The organism is Macrococcus equipercicus (assembly GCF_024205945.1).
Lineage (GTDB): Bacteria > Bacillota > Bacilli > Staphylococcales > Staphylococcaceae > Macrococcus > Macrococcus equipercicus.
Window position 1 is genome coordinate 1875475 of sequence record NZ_CP073809.1, and the last position, 15169, is coordinate 1890643.

Annotated in this window: 19 protein-coding genes; all 19 read right to left on the bottom strand. The window is 48.8% G+C overall.

The features are described 5' to 3' along the window. Window position 1 precedes the first annotated feature (1 nt). Window positions 2-1414 carry a F0F1 ATP synthase subunit beta gene (gene atpD / locus KFV11_RS09985; protein WP_149459141.1) on the bottom strand — a complete coding sequence of 471 codons (1413 nt, stop codon included), beginning with the start codon at window positions 1412-1414 and terminating at the stop codon, window positions 2-4. 19 nt (window positions 1415-1433) lie between these two features. Further along, window positions 1434-2294: an ATP synthase F1 subunit gamma gene (gene atpG / locus KFV11_RS09990; RefSeq protein ID WP_149459142.1), complete on the bottom strand. Its 861-nt coding sequence runs from the start codon at window positions 2292-2294 to the stop codon at window positions 1434-1436. Between the two features lie 37 nt (window positions 2295-2331). Further along, window positions 2332-3840: a F0F1 ATP synthase subunit alpha gene (atpA, locus tag KFV11_RS09995; RefSeq protein WP_149459143.1), complete on the bottom strand. Its 1509-nt coding sequence runs from the start codon at window positions 3838-3840 to the stop codon at window positions 2332-2334. Between the two features lie 18 nt (window positions 3841-3858). Further along, window positions 3859-4392 (bottom strand): F0F1 ATP synthase subunit delta, encoded by a 534-nt coding sequence (locus KFV11_RS10000; protein WP_254249845.1) that lies wholly within the window; start codon window positions 4390-4392, stop codon window positions 3859-3861. Beyond that, the gene (locus tag KFV11_RS10005) at window positions 4392-4916 is read right to left on the bottom strand and encodes a F0F1 ATP synthase subunit B (protein WP_149459145.1); all 525 of its coding nucleotides are present in this window, start codon (window positions 4914-4916) and stop codon (window positions 4392-4394) included. Before KFV11_RS10005 ends, KFV11_RS10000 begins: the two co-directional genes overlap by 1 nt. Before the next feature lie 86 nt (window positions 4917-5002). Continuing rightward, window positions 5003-5215 (bottom strand): F0F1 ATP synthase subunit C, encoded by a 213-nt coding sequence (gene atpE, locus KFV11_RS10010; RefSeq protein ID WP_149459146.1) that lies wholly within the window; start codon window positions 5213-5215, stop codon window positions 5003-5005. A gap of 45 nt (window positions 5216-5260) precedes the next feature. Further along, window positions 5261-5983: a F0F1 ATP synthase subunit A gene (gene atpB, locus KFV11_RS10015; protein ID WP_149459147.1), complete on the bottom strand. Its 723-nt coding sequence runs from the start codon at window positions 5981-5983 to the stop codon at window positions 5261-5263. Window positions 5984-6007: 24 nt separating this feature from the next. Beyond that, window positions 6008-6361 carry an ATP synthase subunit I gene (locus KFV11_RS10020; protein ID WP_149459148.1) on the bottom strand — a complete coding sequence of 118 codons (354 nt, stop codon included), beginning with the start codon at window positions 6359-6361 and terminating at the stop codon, window positions 6008-6010. A gap of 188 nt (window positions 6362-6549) precedes the next feature. Further along, window positions 6550-7689, bottom strand: coding sequence for a non-hydrolyzing UDP-N-acetylglucosamine 2-epimerase (gene wecB, locus KFV11_RS10025; protein ID WP_149459149.1), 1140 nt, complete (start codon window positions 7687-7689; stop codon window positions 6550-6552). Between the two features lie 19 nt (window positions 7690-7708). Continuing rightward, entirely contained in the window at window positions 7709-8338 is a 630-nt protein-coding gene (gene upp / locus KFV11_RS10030) for a uracil phosphoribosyltransferase (RefSeq protein ID WP_149459150.1), read from the bottom strand. 34 nt (window positions 8339-8372) lie between these two features. Beyond that, the gene (glyA, locus tag KFV11_RS10035; RefSeq protein ID WP_254249846.1) at window positions 8373-9611 is read right to left on the bottom strand and encodes a serine hydroxymethyltransferase; all 1239 of its coding nucleotides are present in this window, start codon (window positions 9609-9611) and stop codon (window positions 8373-8375) included. A 31-nt stretch (window positions 9612-9642) separates the two neighbouring features. Then, window positions 9643-10167 (bottom strand): TIGR01440 family protein, encoded by a 525-nt coding sequence (locus tag KFV11_RS10040; protein WP_149459152.1) that lies wholly within the window; start codon window positions 10165-10167, stop codon window positions 9643-9645. Beyond that, window positions 10154-10606 carry a ribose 5-phosphate isomerase B gene (rpiB, locus tag KFV11_RS10045; RefSeq protein ID WP_149459153.1) on the bottom strand — a complete coding sequence of 151 codons (453 nt, stop codon included), beginning with the start codon at window positions 10604-10606 and terminating at the stop codon, window positions 10154-10156. Before rpiB ends, KFV11_RS10040 begins: the two co-directional genes overlap by 14 nt. Window positions 10607-10670: 64 nt before the next feature. Next, window positions 10671-11099, bottom strand: coding sequence for a low molecular weight protein arginine phosphatase (locus tag KFV11_RS10050; RefSeq protein ID WP_254249847.1), 429 nt, complete (start codon window positions 11097-11099; stop codon window positions 10671-10673). 12 nt (window positions 11100-11111) lie between these two features. Further along, window positions 11112-12119 carry an L-threonylcarbamoyladenylate synthase gene (locus KFV11_RS10055; RefSeq protein ID WP_149459155.1) on the bottom strand — a complete coding sequence of 336 codons (1008 nt, stop codon included), beginning with the start codon at window positions 12117-12119 and terminating at the stop codon, window positions 11112-11114. An 88-nt stretch (window positions 12120-12207) separates the two neighbouring features. After that, the gene (gene prmC / locus KFV11_RS10060) at window positions 12208-13044 is read right to left on the bottom strand and encodes a peptide chain release factor N(5)-glutamine methyltransferase (protein ID WP_254249848.1); all 837 of its coding nucleotides are present in this window, start codon (window positions 13042-13044) and stop codon (window positions 12208-12210) included. Beyond that, window positions 13031-14107, bottom strand: coding sequence for a peptide chain release factor 1 (prfA, locus tag KFV11_RS10065; protein ID WP_149459157.1), 1077 nt, complete (start codon window positions 14105-14107; stop codon window positions 13031-13033). The genes prmC and prfA overlap by 14 nt, the downstream gene beginning before the upstream one ends. 1 nt (window position 14108) lies before the next feature. Then, the gene (locus tag KFV11_RS10070; protein ID WP_149459158.1) at window positions 14109-14687 is read right to left on the bottom strand and encodes a thymidine kinase; all 579 of its coding nucleotides are present in this window, start codon (window positions 14685-14687) and stop codon (window positions 14109-14111) included. 119 nt (window positions 14688-14806) lie between these two features. Continuing rightward, complete coding sequence (locus KFV11_RS10075) at window positions 14807-15064, bottom strand: type B 50S ribosomal protein L31 (protein WP_149459159.1); 258 nt, start codon at window positions 15062-15064, stop codon at window positions 14807-14809. Window positions 15065-15169 lie beyond the last annotated feature (105 nt).

The following is a 15169-nucleotide window of genomic DNA, read 5'->3' on the forward strand; positions in this document are numbered from 1 at the left end:
TTTAAACTTGTACGCCCATACCTTTAGCCTGTTCAAGTACTGCTTCGATGCCGCCGACTAGACGGAACGCATCTTCAGGGATATGGTCATATTTACCTTCAAGGATGGCTTTGAAGTCCTGTACTGTTTGTTGGACCGGTACATAAGAACCTTTCTGGCCTGTGAACTGTTCAGCGACGTGGAAGTTCTGTGATAAGAAGAACTGAATACGACGTGCGCGGTTAACTGTCTTTTTATCTTCATCAGATAACTCATCCATACCAAGGATAGCGATGATATCCTGTAATTCGCGGTACTTCTGTAACGTCTGCTGTACAGCACGCGCGACTTGATAGTGCTCTTCACCGACAACTGCCGGCGTTAACGCACGGGATGTCGAAGCGAGCGGATCTACTGCCGGATAAATACCCATCTCAGTCAGTTTACGCTCTAAGTTAGTCGTTGCATCTAAGTGGGCGAATGCTGTCGCCGGCGCCGGGTCAGTGTAGTCATCGGCTGGTACGAATACAGCCTGGATAGAAGTAACTGAACCTACGTTAGTAGATGTGATACGTTCCTGCAGCTGACCCATCTCAGTTGCAAGTGTCGGCTGGTAACCAACGGCTGACGGCATACGGCCGAGCAGTGCTGATACTTCAGAACCGGCCTGCGTGAAACGGAAGATATTGTCGATGAATAACAGAACGTCCTGCCCTTGTTCATCACGGAAGTATTCCGCCATTGTCAGGCCTGACAATGCCACACGCATACGCGCACCAGGCGGCTCGTTCATCTGACCGAAGACCATGGCAGTTTTCTTGATAACGCCTGAGTCACTCATCTCGTGGAATAAATCGTTACCTTCACGTGTACGTTCACCGACGCCTGCGAACACTGAAATACCGCCGTGTTCCTGTGCGATGTTGTTGATCAGTTCCTGGATAAGAACGGTTTTACCTACACCCGCTCCACCGAACAGACCGATTTTACCACCTTTAATGTACGGTGCTAATAAGTCTACTACTTTAATACCTGTCTCTAAAATCTCAACTTTAGTTGATAACTCTTCGAATTTCGGTGCTTCGCGGTGAATCGGGTCGCGGCGCACTTCCGGGCCAAGTTCATCTTCCAGGTCGATCTTCTCTCCAAGTACGTTGAAGACACGACCTAAAGTCACATCACCAACTGGTACTGAAATCGGTGCTCCTGTATCAGTAACGATTGCGCCGCGTTGAACGCCATCAGTGGAGCTCATCGCGATTGTACGTACTGCATCGTCACCTAAATGAAGGGCAACTTCTAAAGCAAGTTTAGTAGCGCCGTCTTCACGTTGAATTTCTAAAGTTAACGCGTTGTTTAACGCTGGTAACTGGCCATTTTCGAACTTAACGTCAATGACTGGACCCATCACTTGAATTACGTGACCTACTGCCATTATGATTTCCTCCTAAAGATTATTCCAGTGCGGCTGCCCCGCCGACAATCTCAGTGATCTGCTGAGTGATTGCCGCCTGACGTGCACGGTTATATTGTAAAGATAAGTCGTCGATTAATTCTTTTGCATTGTCTGTCGCGTTCTTCATCGCTGTCATACGGGAAGCATGTTCGCTTGCCTTCGCATCAAGCAGGGCCCCGTAAATCAAGCTCTCTGCATACTGCGGCAGGATGACTTCAAGAATCGCCTCTTTATCCGGCTCAAACTCATAGTTTGCAGCAGCTCCGCCGGCTAAATTGTCCTGGCTGACTGGGAGCACGCGGCGTTCCTGCACTTCCTGCTCAAGCACGCTGAGAAAATGACTGAAATGAACATACAGCTCATCAAATTCACCTGTCTCAAAACGGTGCACAGCGTTATGCGCTATTTCCTTGACGTTTTTGAATGATGGCTGCTCAGGCAGGCCAGTGACTTCATCGACAACATTGTAGCCACGTGACTTAAGGAAATCACGGCCGACACGGCCAATGACTAAAATAGCGTAAGCTTCTTTATTATCATTGTGACGTTCTTTGATCTGCTGCGTTACACTTTTAAGCACGTTCGCATTATATGGACCTGCAAGACCTTTATCACTTGTCACGACTAAATATCCTGTCTTATTCACCGGACGCTTCGTCAGCATCGGATGAGAACTGTCGTTGCCGCTGCCGATACTTGCAATCGTGTCCTGCATTTTATCCATGTAAGGATAGAAGCTTTTCGCGTTTTCTTCTGCGCGGCGGAGTTTGGAGTTGGATACCATGTGCATCGCTTTTGTGATCTGACTCGTCTTTTTAGTCGATGTAATACGGTTTTTAATCTCTCTCAGTGAACTCATTGTGTCACCACCTTATTTACATGATATATCGCTTGTATTATACAGATTTTTTGAAGACTTTCTTGAAGCCGTTAATCGCTTCGATGAATTTTTCATCTGCCGGCAGACCTTTAGTCTCGCGGATTTCTTCGAACAGATGCGGCGCATTGTTGCCGACCCAGCCAAGGAATTCATCTTCAAATCGAGTGATATCTTCAACCGGAATATCATCAAGGTGGCCTTTAGTCAGTGCATAAAGGATAACAACCTGTTTATCCACTGTTAATGGTTTGTTCTGATCCTGCTTCAGTACTTCAACTGTACGTTTACCACGTTCGAGTTTCGCTTTCGTTGCCGGGTCTAAGTCTGAACCGAACTGCGCGAATGACTCAAGCTCACGGTAAGACGCTAAGTCAAGACGTAGTGTCCCTGCTACTTTTTTCATCGCTTTGATCTGCGCTGAACCACCGACACGTGATACAGAGAGACCTGCGTTGATCGCCGGACGTACACCTGAGAAGAATAAATCAGATTGTAAGAAGATCTGACCATCTGTAATTGAGATAACGTTTGTTGGAACGTAAGCTGAGATATCTCCTGCCTGTGTCTCAACGAATGGCAGAGCAGTGATTGAACCGCCGCCTAACGTATCATTTAACTTCGCAGCACGCTCTAACAGACGGCTGTGCAGATAGAAGACATCCCCTGGATATGCTTCACGACCTGGCGGACGACGTAATAATAATGACAGCTCACGGTAAGCAGCTGCCTGCTTCGTTAAGTCATCATAGACGATTAAGACGTGTTTACCGTTGAACATGAATTCTTCAGCCATCGCGACACCTGCATAAGGAGCAAGGTATAGTAATGGTGCAGGCTGTGATGCAGAAGCTGAGACAACGATTGTATAGTCTAACGCACCGTGCTGACGTAAAGTTTCTACTGCAGTACGGACTGTAGATTCTTTCTGACCGATGGCAACATACACACAGATCATATCTTCATCCTTCTGATTAAGGATTGTATCGATAGCGACTGTTGTCTTACCCGTCTGACGGTCACCGATGATTAATTCACGCTGGCCGCGACCGATCGGCACTAAGGCATCGATGGCTTTAATTCCTGTCTGTAATGGCTCGTCTACTGACTTACGGTCCATAACGCCGGTAGCCGGCGATTCGATTGGACGTGTTTTAGTCGTATTCAATGGACCTTTACCGTCAATCGGTTGGCCAAGCGGGTTAACGACACGGCCGATTAATTGTTCACCGACAGGAACTTCCATAATACGTCCTGTACGTTTAACTTCGTCGCCTTCTTTGATTTCAGTGTAAGGGCCTAAAATAACGACACCTACATTGTTTTCTTCTAAGTTTTGTGCAAGACCTAATACACCGTTATGGAATTCAACAAGTTCCCCTGCCATAACATTGTTCAGACCATGAACTAACGCGATACCGTCACCGACCTGGATTACAGTACCTACATCGGTTACAGTGATGCCGGACTCGTAATTCGCGATCTGGGATTTCAGTAACGCACTGATTTCTTCAGCTTTGATGGCCATTGATGTCACTCCTTCGTATTATTGTTGGTGAAATGATTTCTCTAATTGTTTAAGATTGTTCTGGATTGAACCGTCGTATACGGTCGTACCGATTGTTGCCCGGATACCACCAATCAGCTGTGGATTGATGACATTATCAAGCAGCAGCTTTTTGTAGCCGGTACGCTGGATGAATGATTGGCCGATAGCGTCCAGTTCTTCACGGGTCAACGCATAAACAGATTCAACCTTCATATATTGTTGTTCATTGTATTCGTTATAATAAGACTCAAAACTGTCAGCAATCGCCGGCAGCAAGCTCAGCTGTTTACGTTCTGCGAGTATTTGCAGTAAGTTCAACAGCGGCTGGTCTGCACCACCGAATGTTTCTTTGACGAAGCGGATACGCGCTTCTTTTGAGACTTTAGGATCTTCTGCAAACAGCTGGAAAGCCGGCTGGCTGCTGACCGCTAAGTTGATTTCTTTCAGGTCAGCATGGACACTTTCCTGAACGCCGCTGTCACGGCTGACTTCGAATAAGCTTTCAGCGTATTTTTTAGCAACTTGTGCCATTATTTATCGCCTGCCTCTTGAATGAACTGGCGAACAAGATTCTGCTGGTCAGCTTCATTGATTTCCTTATTGATGACTTTAGAAGCAATCAATACAGAAAGTTCCGCTACACGGTCATTGATGTCAGCAATTGCACGCTGTTTTTCGTTCTCGATTTCGACTTGCGCATCCTCAACCAGTTTGTTTGCTCTTGAGTTTGCCGCATGAAGAATTTCCTCGTGTTCACGTTTTGCCTGAGTTTTTGCATTTTCAAGTATCGTCTGTACTTCTGTCTGTGTACGCTGTAATAATGCTTTATTTTCTTCTGCATAGCGCTTAGCGTCTGCGTTCTGCGCCGCTGCACTGTCGATGTCTGAATTGATGGTGTGTTCACGCTCATCCATGATAGTTTTCAGTGGACCCCACGCAAACTTACGAAGCAGTGCCAGTAAGATTAAAAATGTAAGTAAAGTGACAAGAATCGTTCCCCATTGAACGCCTGTCGCTGCTGTATTAGCAGTATGACCTAAAATAAAGTAATTCACGTCTTAACGCTCCTTTCACCGCAGTTATGTTCATAAATGAATGGCGAAATCTTGTTAGACTTCGCCCTTAACGAGTTGATATCAAATTAACGGTTCATTACCATGAACGCTACTACTACCGCGATGATTGGCAGGGCCTCAACTAAACCAACACCGATGAACATGATTGTCATTAATGGACCACGTGCTTCAGGTTGACGAGCAACACCTTCAACTGTACGTGATACGATCATTCCGTTACCGATACCTGCGCCAAGTGCTGCTAAACCAATTGCGATTGCTGCTGCTAATAAATTCATTAATAATTTCCTCCTAAGAAATATAATTGTTTTGTATTTTTTATATTAATGGTCTTCCGACACTTTGTGTGACATATATACCATTGATAACATGACGAAAATGTAGGCCTGAATTGCGCCGACAAAAATTGAGAATGCCTGCCAGATAATGAGCGGGATAAGGGCGCCGAAGAAGCCCAGCACGCCTCCTGCTGCAATAGCAGATAGTAAGCCAAGTAATACTTCACCTGCGAAAATGTTACCGTAAAGTCGAAGACCGAGTGTCAATGTTGATGAGAACTCTTCAATAATCTTGAACGGTACCATGAACCAGACCGGCTGTGCGAAACTCTTGAAGTAGTTTCCTGCACCGCGCATCTTAATACCATAGTAATGAGTCAGTACAACGATTAACGTCGATAATGTCAGCGTCACTGTTGCATCCGCTGTCGGTGATTTCCACCACAGTGTATGACCAGTAACGACCGCAAACGGTAAGCCGAGCATATTCGCGACAAAGATGAACAGAAGCAATGTGACTGCTAAAAAGTGAAAACGCGCACCTCTGCCCCAGTCCATGTTGCTGTTGATAATCCCGCGGGTAAAGTCGAAGACCCATTCAATAAAGTTCTGGGCACCTGCCGGTCTGACACTCAGGCGTCGTGTACATAGTACTGCAATCAATAAGACAATCAGCGCGGTAAGAATAACCATTAAGATAGAACTTAGATTGAAGATGATGTTATGACCCATGACGTGCCAAGTATAAAGCGGTGATCCGTGTTCCATTTCTTCACCTCTTCCTATTATGTATTATTGTTTCAAACTGATAAATGTATGTATGAGGATCATCACATACGTTAAAGCGAGGCCAAGTGCGATTCCGTAAATGCTGACAGCATCAGGAAATCTCACCCAGAAGAGACAGGCCGTCACTGCTATTAACAAGCGTAGACCTGAGCCACTTGAGATGTGAAGCGAATCACTGTTAATCGCACGATTAAGGTAGTGCTGCCACACAAAAGCACTGATAGCAGACGCTACCGTACCGATGATTAATCCTAATGCAAAGCTGCTTCCTGTAAATAAAAAAATGACAAGAACAGCGAGGATTAAATAGAGAAAATACTGCAGATAAAACTTAAAGAAAATCTTGAATTCAGACATATAATTATGTCTCCTTAGAATACGATTTCACGGAGATGAAAACCGTTTCATTCCAAAGTTTATGATAATATAGGGCAAAATATGTGTCAATGCTCTCCGAAAAACTCGTGTAAATAATTCTTCACAAATAGTTCACATTTCCGACACATATATGCCTTTATCATTATTAAGCGTTAAATTGAATAATTTTATTTTCCTTCGACCTTGAATGGTTGTGGTTTAACATCTGTCAAGCCGAAATAATATTTAATATGTTCACAAATACGTTCTGACGTTCTGCCGTCACCGTAAGGATTGCTTGCCTGGCTCATCGCATTGAACACTTTCTCATCTGTCAGCAGCTCTTTTGTCAGACGGTAAATGTCTTCTTCTTCAACACCAGCAAGCTTCAATGTCCCTGCTTTGACACCTTCAGGACGTTCAGTAGTATCGCGGAGCACGATGACCGGTTTACCAAGTGACGGCGCTTCTTCCTGCACGCCGCCGGAATCCGTCAATATGAAGTGACTGCGGCTCGCGAAGTTATGGAAATCGATGACGTCCAGCGGTTCAATCAGTGCGATGCGGTCATGGTCGGCAAGATATAATCCTGCAATCTCGCGGACTTTCGGGTTTTTGTGCATCGGATAGACGACTTTCACATCATCATGCTCATCTACAATACGTCGGACTGCTTTGAAGATGTTATGCATCGGCTGGCCGATATTTTCTCTGCGGTGCGCAGTCAGCAAGATGATCTTCTCATCACCTGTGTCGATAATATCGCTCTCGTAATTATCATGGACCGTTGTCTTCAAGGCATCAATTGCCGTGTTGCCGGTGATGACGACGCGGTCTGCCGGTTTGTTTTCGCGCAGCAGATTCTCTGCCGCTTCTTCAGTCGGTGCAAAGTGCAGATCTGCAAGCACACCTGTCATCTGACGGTTCATCTCTTCAGGGAACGGTGAATATTTCTGCCAAGTTCTAAGACCTGCTTCCACGTGACCGATCGCTACTTCGTTATACAGGGCTGCAAGGCTGCCTGCAAACGTCGTCGTCGTATCGCCGTGCACTAAGATCATGTCCGGCTGCGCTTCTCTAATGACTGATTCCAGGCCACTGAGGACACGTGCTGTCACTTCAGTCAGTGTCTGTCCTGCCTTCATGATGTCAAGGTCATAGTCCGGCGTGATATTGAAGATATCAAGCACTTGATCCAGCATTTCACGGTGCTGCGCTGTCACGACTACGATCGGTTCAAGTTCAGGATCTTTCTTTAACTGCAGTACAAGCGGCGCCATTTTAATGGCTTCCGGTCTCGTACCAAAAATCGTCATAATTTTTTTCATCGTCAATAACTCCTACTTATTATTTAGTGCCGAACAGTCTGTCCCCTGCATCGCCGAGGCCGGGAACGATATAACCGTGATCATTTAACTTCTCATCGAGCGCTGCGATATAAATATCGACATCAGGATGTGCTTCTTCGAGCAGCTTGACGCCTTCTGGTGCGGCGATCAGGCACATGAAACGGATTTTAGTCGCTCCGCGTTTTTTCAGCGAGCTGATGGCTTCAATCGCAGAGCCGCCTGTCGCAAGCATCGGGTCAACAACGATGAAGTCACGCTCTTCAATATCCTGCGGCAGCTTCGCGAAATATTCAACCGGCTGGAATGTTTCAGGGTCACGGTACAGACCAATATGGCCGACACGTGCCGCCGGAATCAGCTTTAATACACTGTCTGTCATGCCGAGACCGGCACGCAGAATCGGTACGACTGCCATTTTCTTACCGGACAGCCGTTTAGCGGTCATCGTCGTCACCGGCGTATCAATCGTCACATCCTGCAGCTCAAGGTCACGCGATACTTCGTACGCCATCAGCATGCCGACTTCATCGACCAGCTCACGGAACTCCTTCGTGCCTGTATTCACGTCACGAATATAGCTTAATTTATGTTGAATCAGTGGGTGGTCAAAGACATGTACTTTACCCATAGTGCACCTCAATCCTTTTATCTTTTAGTCCTGCTTACTTGCTGTACAGCGGGAATTTGTCAGTCAGCGCTGTGACTCTCTGCTGCGCCACCTCCAGCACGTCATTATTCTCATGGTCATGCAGCACGTCAGCAATGATCGCTGCGATTTCTGTCATGTCGTCTTCCTTGAAACCACGCGTTGTCACAGCTGGTGTACCGATGCGGACACCGCTTGTCACAAACGGGCTTTCTTTGTCAAACGGAATCGTATTTTTGTTCGTCGTAATACCGACAGCATCCAGCGCATGTTCTGCCGCTTTACCTGTCAGGCCGACCGTCGTCACATCAATTAAGAACACATGGTTCTCTGTATAGTCAGAAACGATGCGGAAGCCGCGTGCTTTCAGCGCTTCGCTCAGTGCTTTGGCGTTGTTGATGACCTGCTGCTGATAGGTGCTGAATTCAGGCTGCTGCGCTTCACCGAACGCGACTGCTTTCGCTGCGATGATATGCATTAACGGACCGCCTTGAATACCCGGGAAAATCGCTTTGTCGATCGCTTTAGCATACTCTTCCTTACACAGAATCATGCCGCCGCGTGGTCCGCGCAATGTTTTATGCGTTGTTGTCGTCACGAAGTCTGCATGCGGCACTGGGTTTGGATGAAGTCCCGCAGCGACAAGTCCTGCGATATGCGCCATGTCGACCATGAGCTTTGCGCCGACTTCATCCGCGATAGAGCGGAATTCAGCGAAGTCGATCTGACGGGCATACGCTGATGCACCGGCGATGATCAGTTTCGGTTGATGTTCTTTAGCCAGACGTCTGACTTCAGCATAATCGATCGCTTCTGTCTCTTTGTCCACTTCGTACGCTGCAAACTTGTAGTCAATGCCGCTGAAGTTGACTTTAGACCCGTGCGTCAAATGTCCGCCGTGGTTCAAGTCCATGCCGAGCACTGTATCGCCTGCTTCTAATGCGACACGATAAACTGCCATGTTCGCCTGTGAGCCGGAGTGCGGCTGAACGTTCGCATGTTCCGCTCCGAATAACGCCTTTGCCCGGTCGCGCGCCAGGTTTTCTACGACGTCGACAAATTCACAGCCGCCGTAGTAACGTCTGCCTGGATAACCTTCTGCATACTTGTTCGTCAAAACCGAGCCTTGTGCTTCCATGACGGCCTCAGACACAAAGTTCTCAGATGCGATCAGTTCAATGTTGTTATTCTGTCGTGCCTGCTCCTGCTGCATTGCTTCCCATAACTGTTGATCCTGTGCTTTTAAAGTAGACAATATATTTCCCTCTTTTCTGTAGTTTGAAGTGCTAATTGTATGTCGCGCGTGGTCCACCGATCAGCTTCGGCCGGTGCGCGGCAATCGTCACGACGGCACTGCCGACCATCTTCGTCGGCACGCGGACCGGAATCTGCACATGCTTGATATGCATGCCGATCAATGTCTGGCCGATGTCGATGCCGCAGTCCGCCTGGACATGCTCCACAACGACCGGGTCTGTCATCCCCCGGTAGGCGGCAGCGCTCATACTGCCGCCAGCAGTTCTGACCGGAACGACGGATACAGGGGGCAGCCCGCAGCGCACTGCCGTCGCCCGCTCCATCGTCAGCGCACGGTTGATATGCTCACACCCTTGAAAGCAGAAAGTGACCCCTGTTTCTGCTGCCACGCTTTGGAATGCCGCCAATAGTTCTGCGGCCACCTCATCAGAGCTGTGCGTGCCGATCTTCTCGCCGATGACTTCAGACGTTGAACAGCCGATGACACATAACTCACCCGGCTTAAAGAACTGGATGGCCTTCAGCTCTGTCAGCAGCTGATTAATGTCTGCCATAGTCTTCTTCCAGCCGGCTCAGTTTGTCGAGACGTTTCTGGTGACGCCCGCCTTCAAATGATTCGTTCAGCCATGTCTCGATGATCATCAGTGCCAGTCCTTCACCGATGACCCGCTGACCCATAGCGATGACATTCGAGTCATTATGCTGACGTGTCAGTTTCGCGGTGAAGACATCGTGCACAAGCGCACAGCGGATCCCTTTCACTTTGTTTGCTGCGATGCTCATGCCGATGCCGGTTCCACACACTAAAATCCCCCGGTCTGCCCGGCCGCTAGTCACTGCTTCACCGACAGGACGTGCATAATCCGGATAATCAACAGAATCCGGCGAATGCGTGCCAAAATCCTCATAACTCACCTGCAGCTCGTCAAGACGTTTCTTAATAGCTTCCTTGTAGGCATAGCCGCCGTGATCGCTTGCGATGGCAACTTTCATATGAATGACCTCCTTTTAGCAATTACACTTCATTATATCTTATTTAGTTTTTTTCCTCGAGCATTTATTGGGTATTGTCCAATTTTTCTAACAACTGTCTGACGTACTCGGCGATCTGGTTATAAGCGTGCTGATAAGCGCTTCTGTCCCCGCCGTACGGGTCAGCGATGCCCGCTGTTTCACCCGCTGCAAACTCACTCAGCATATAGACATTGGCTTCAGCATAGAGCGCCTTGATGTGCTGTTGATGACTGCTGGACATCGTCAGTATTAAGTCCGCGTGCGCATCTTCCGGCTGAAACTGTTCGGCCGCTGACGGCTCCGGCAGCGCATGCTCACGGATCAGTGCGGCCGAATAAAAGGAGACAGGTGCACCGTTATAGGCGGCCAGACCGCGCGAGGCGAAATCATGCTGCTCAGACAGTGACCGGGCGATGCTTTCAGCGAGCGGGCTGCGGCATGTATTACCGGTACAGACAAATACTATTCTCATCATAATCCTCCTTTATTTGCCGGCCGATGCTTTGTCGATCCGGTTCATCAGTGCGCGCGTCTGTTCCGAACGCTTAAAGCCGCTCATAATAATACGCGTCACGTCATGGTTATGGTCGATCGCTCGCAGCACCTCATAAAGATGGGTCGCGGCCGTCGCAATATCATCTTCATCCGCACAGAGCGGGTAGAAGTGACCACCGTCGATGAGCGGACGGACGCTTTCCGGGGCGATGACTGCCGTCTCGCGGTCAACGGCCAGCCGCTCGCGGATGCCCCCTTCAATAAGTGTCATCGGGCTGTTCGGTGCATAGTGGCGGTATTTCATGCCTGGTGCTATCGGCGCAGCTGACTGATAATCCGCTTCCGTCACACAGCCCGGCACCACTTCTTCAAGCATGGTCTCGGTAATGCTGCCGGGCCGGGCAATCTTGAATGGATAGCTCGTGCAGTCGAGCACCGTACTTTCAATGCCGAGCTCACTGTCCGGCCCTTGAATGATCCCGTATATTCTACCGTCCAGGTCTTCTCTGACATGCTCAAACTGCGTCGGGGACGGGCGGCCGCTTAAGTTCGCGCTCGGCGCTGCAAGCGGCAGCTTCGTAAGTTCAAGCAGCTGGCGGGCGATAGGATCTTTCGGCATTCTGACTGCGACAGAAGGCAGGCCGGCAGTCACCTGCGGCGCAAGCATGCCGGGCTTCACCGGCAGAATAAATGAGATCGCACCCGGCCAGTACGCCGCCATCAGTCTGCGCGCTGCCGGATGAATGTACTCGATAAAGTCCAGCTGCTCCAGCTGATGAATGTGGACAATCAGCGGATTATCACTCGGCCGGCCTTTCGCCGCGTACACTTTCCCTACTGCCGCCGGACTATAAGCATTGGCAGCCAGACCATACACTGTCTCTGTCGGTATGGCGACCAGTGCGTCGGCCTCGAATGCCGCGATAATTTCTGTGATTTGTGGATATGTGGATAACTCATCCACATAGTTACGAACATCCCAAACGTATGTTTTCATCACTGTAACTCCCTTCTTTCCGTATATTTTATTACAAAAGAAAAAGTTATGCACAAATTGTGTATAACTTTTCTGAGTTGTGCATAACTTATTCACACCAATTGAACCAGAGAATACGGTCCAGCTGATTAATGTCCTGTTCGACATGAACAGTGACGTTGTAACGTTCAGTAATATAATTTGTCAGCGCCGGCCCCTGGCTGTGGCCGATCTCAAAGAAGACATAACCGTTGTCCTTCATGACACGAGGCAGCTGTTCAATCATCCGCTTATATAACGCGAGACCGTCATCGTCGGCAAAGAGCGCTAAGTGCGGGTCATGCCCGAGCACTGACTGCGTCATGAGCGCGCGCTCGGAAGCCGCGATGTACGGTGGATTAGATACAAGTATATCGAGCTTGATGTTCGATGCGATAAGCGGCTCAAGCAGATCGCCGTGGTGGAAATTCACACGGCTGCCGAGCGCGCGTGCGTTTTCCCGGGCAATGGCCAGTGCCGCTGTACTGATATCAGTCCCGTGCACCGTATAGTCGCCTTCAAGCTCAAGCGTAACAGCGATGCACCCTGTTCCCGTGCCGATATCTGCCGCAACACCTGAACGTTTCGTCGACAGTACTTTCAGCACAAGTTCCTCGGTCTCCGGACGCGGTACAAGCGTATCAGCCGTCACGTTAAAGCGCCGGCCGTAGAATTCCTGGAAGCCCGTAATATGAGCGAGCGGCACATCGCGGCACAATGCCTGTATACCCGCCGCGTAGCGCGCTGCCTCTTCGTGGCTGAGCGTCCTGCTGCCGAGCGTGATAGCAAGCTGTGACAAGTCGAAGAGGTCCATCATGAGGAACAAGGCACCGACGGGCGGCTGCCCGGCTTCACTGAGTGTCCGGCTGCCAGCTTTGACGAGCTCAGCAGGCTTACAGCAGACCATCGTTCAATGCTTCAAGCTTACTTGTCTGCTCCGCGATGGTCAGCGCTTCGATGACTTCACTGACTTTACCTTCCATGATCTGGTCGAGCTTCTGGATGGTCAGGCCGATACGGTGATCCGTCACGCGGTTCTGCGGATAGTTATACGTGCGGATACGCTCTGAACGGTCGCCCGTGCCGACAGCCGACTTACGCTGTTCTGCGTATTTCGCCTGCTCTTCCTGCAGCATTTTGTCGTAGACACGTGTTTTCAGCAGCTTCAGTGCTTTCTCACGGTTTTTGATCTGTGATTTCTCTGAGCTCGTCGCGACAAGTCCGGTCGGAATATGCGTGATACGCACCGCTGAGTCAGTCGTGTTGACGTGCTGACCGCCGGAACCGCTTGAACGGTATGTTTCAATACGCAGATCTTCTGTTCTGATGTCCACTTCAACGTCTTCTACTTCAGGCAGTACTGCGACTGTCGCTGTTGACGTATGGATTCTGCCGCCGCTTTCTGTCGCCGGAATACGCTGCACGCGGTGGGCACCGTTTTCAAATTTCAGCTTGGAGTATGCCCCGTTGCCGACGATCGTGAAACTGATCTCTTTATAGCCGCCGTGGTCCGATTCATTCGTTTCCATGACATCGATTCTCCAGCCCTGCTCTTCAGCAAAGCGTGAGTACATACGGAATAAATCACCTGCGAAGATCGCTGCTTCGTCTCCACCGGCAGCACCCCGGATCTCCATGACAACGTTTTTATCGTCATTCGGGTCTTTCGGGATTAAGAGCACTTTCAGCGCTTCTTCCAGCGCCGGAACTTGCGGCTTCAGTTCATTGATCTCTTCTTTGATCATCGCTTCTTCTTCAGGGTCCGATGTCTCTCCCATCATGTCGAGCGCTTCTTCCAGCTGTTCTTTCACTGATTTATAGCTTCTATATACTTCAACCGTCTTATGCAGATCAGACTGCTCCTTTGAATACTGACGCAGTTTGTCAGGGTCTGATACGATATCCGGGTCACTCAGCAGTTCATTTAACTGTTCATAGCGTTGCTCTACGATTTCTAATTGATCAAACATATTAATCCTCCTTCACAATATGATGCTCGCGGCATCTCGGTTCATAGCTTTCTTTAGCGCCGATCATAATGATCGGGTCATTGATATGCGCGGGTTCTCCGTTGATCAGCCGCTGTGTCCTTGATGACGGAGAGCCGCATACTGCACATACGGCCTGCAGCTTCGTCACGTGTTCACTGATTGCCATGAGCTCCGGCACTGGATCAAAGGGCACGCCTTTAAAGTCCATGTCGAGTCCGGCGACGATGACGCGGTGCCCTGCTTCAGCAAGCTGCGTCGCAACACCGACAACCTCTGCATCAAAGAACTGCACTTCGTCGATCGCCACAATATCGATGTCCGGCGTCACGTACTGCAAAATATGCGACGCGGATGCGACGTTATGCGCCTCTATTTTAGAGCCGTTATGAGAGACGACTGCATCATCACTGTAACGGTTGTCAATCTCCGGCTTGAAGACGACAACTTTCTGCCGGGCATATAAGCCGCGTCTCAGTCGTCTGATGAGCTCTTCACTCTTACCACTGAACATACTTCCTGCAATACATTCTATCCAACCTGCGGGATAACTTTCATACATAGTTACGGCCACCTTTTTTACACATAATCGCTTTATTATACCACAGTTTGTGCACTATCTTATGTACAAAAAAAGTTCCACCACTCAGCCATGCTGAATGCGGAACTTCTTTTAGCAAATTATTCGTTGCTGCTTTTAAGACCGAATTTTTTGTTGAAACGCTCAACACGACCATCGGCAGAAGCGAATTTCTGACGACCTGTGTAGAATGGGTGAGAATCTGAAGAGATATCTAAACGGATAACTGGATACTCGTTACCATCTTCCCAAGTCATTGTTTCGTTTGAAGAACGTGTAGAACCGCTTAAGAATTTAAAGTCAGTTGTAGAATCTAAGAAGATTACTTTGCGGTATTCCGGGTGAATTCCTTGTTTCATTATTTTCAGCTCCTTTGCCCTGAACCATCTGGAACAGAGTTATTCGTGATATTTCACGTCAATACTTACATATTATATAGGGTTAACCGTCAAATTGCAACTGTT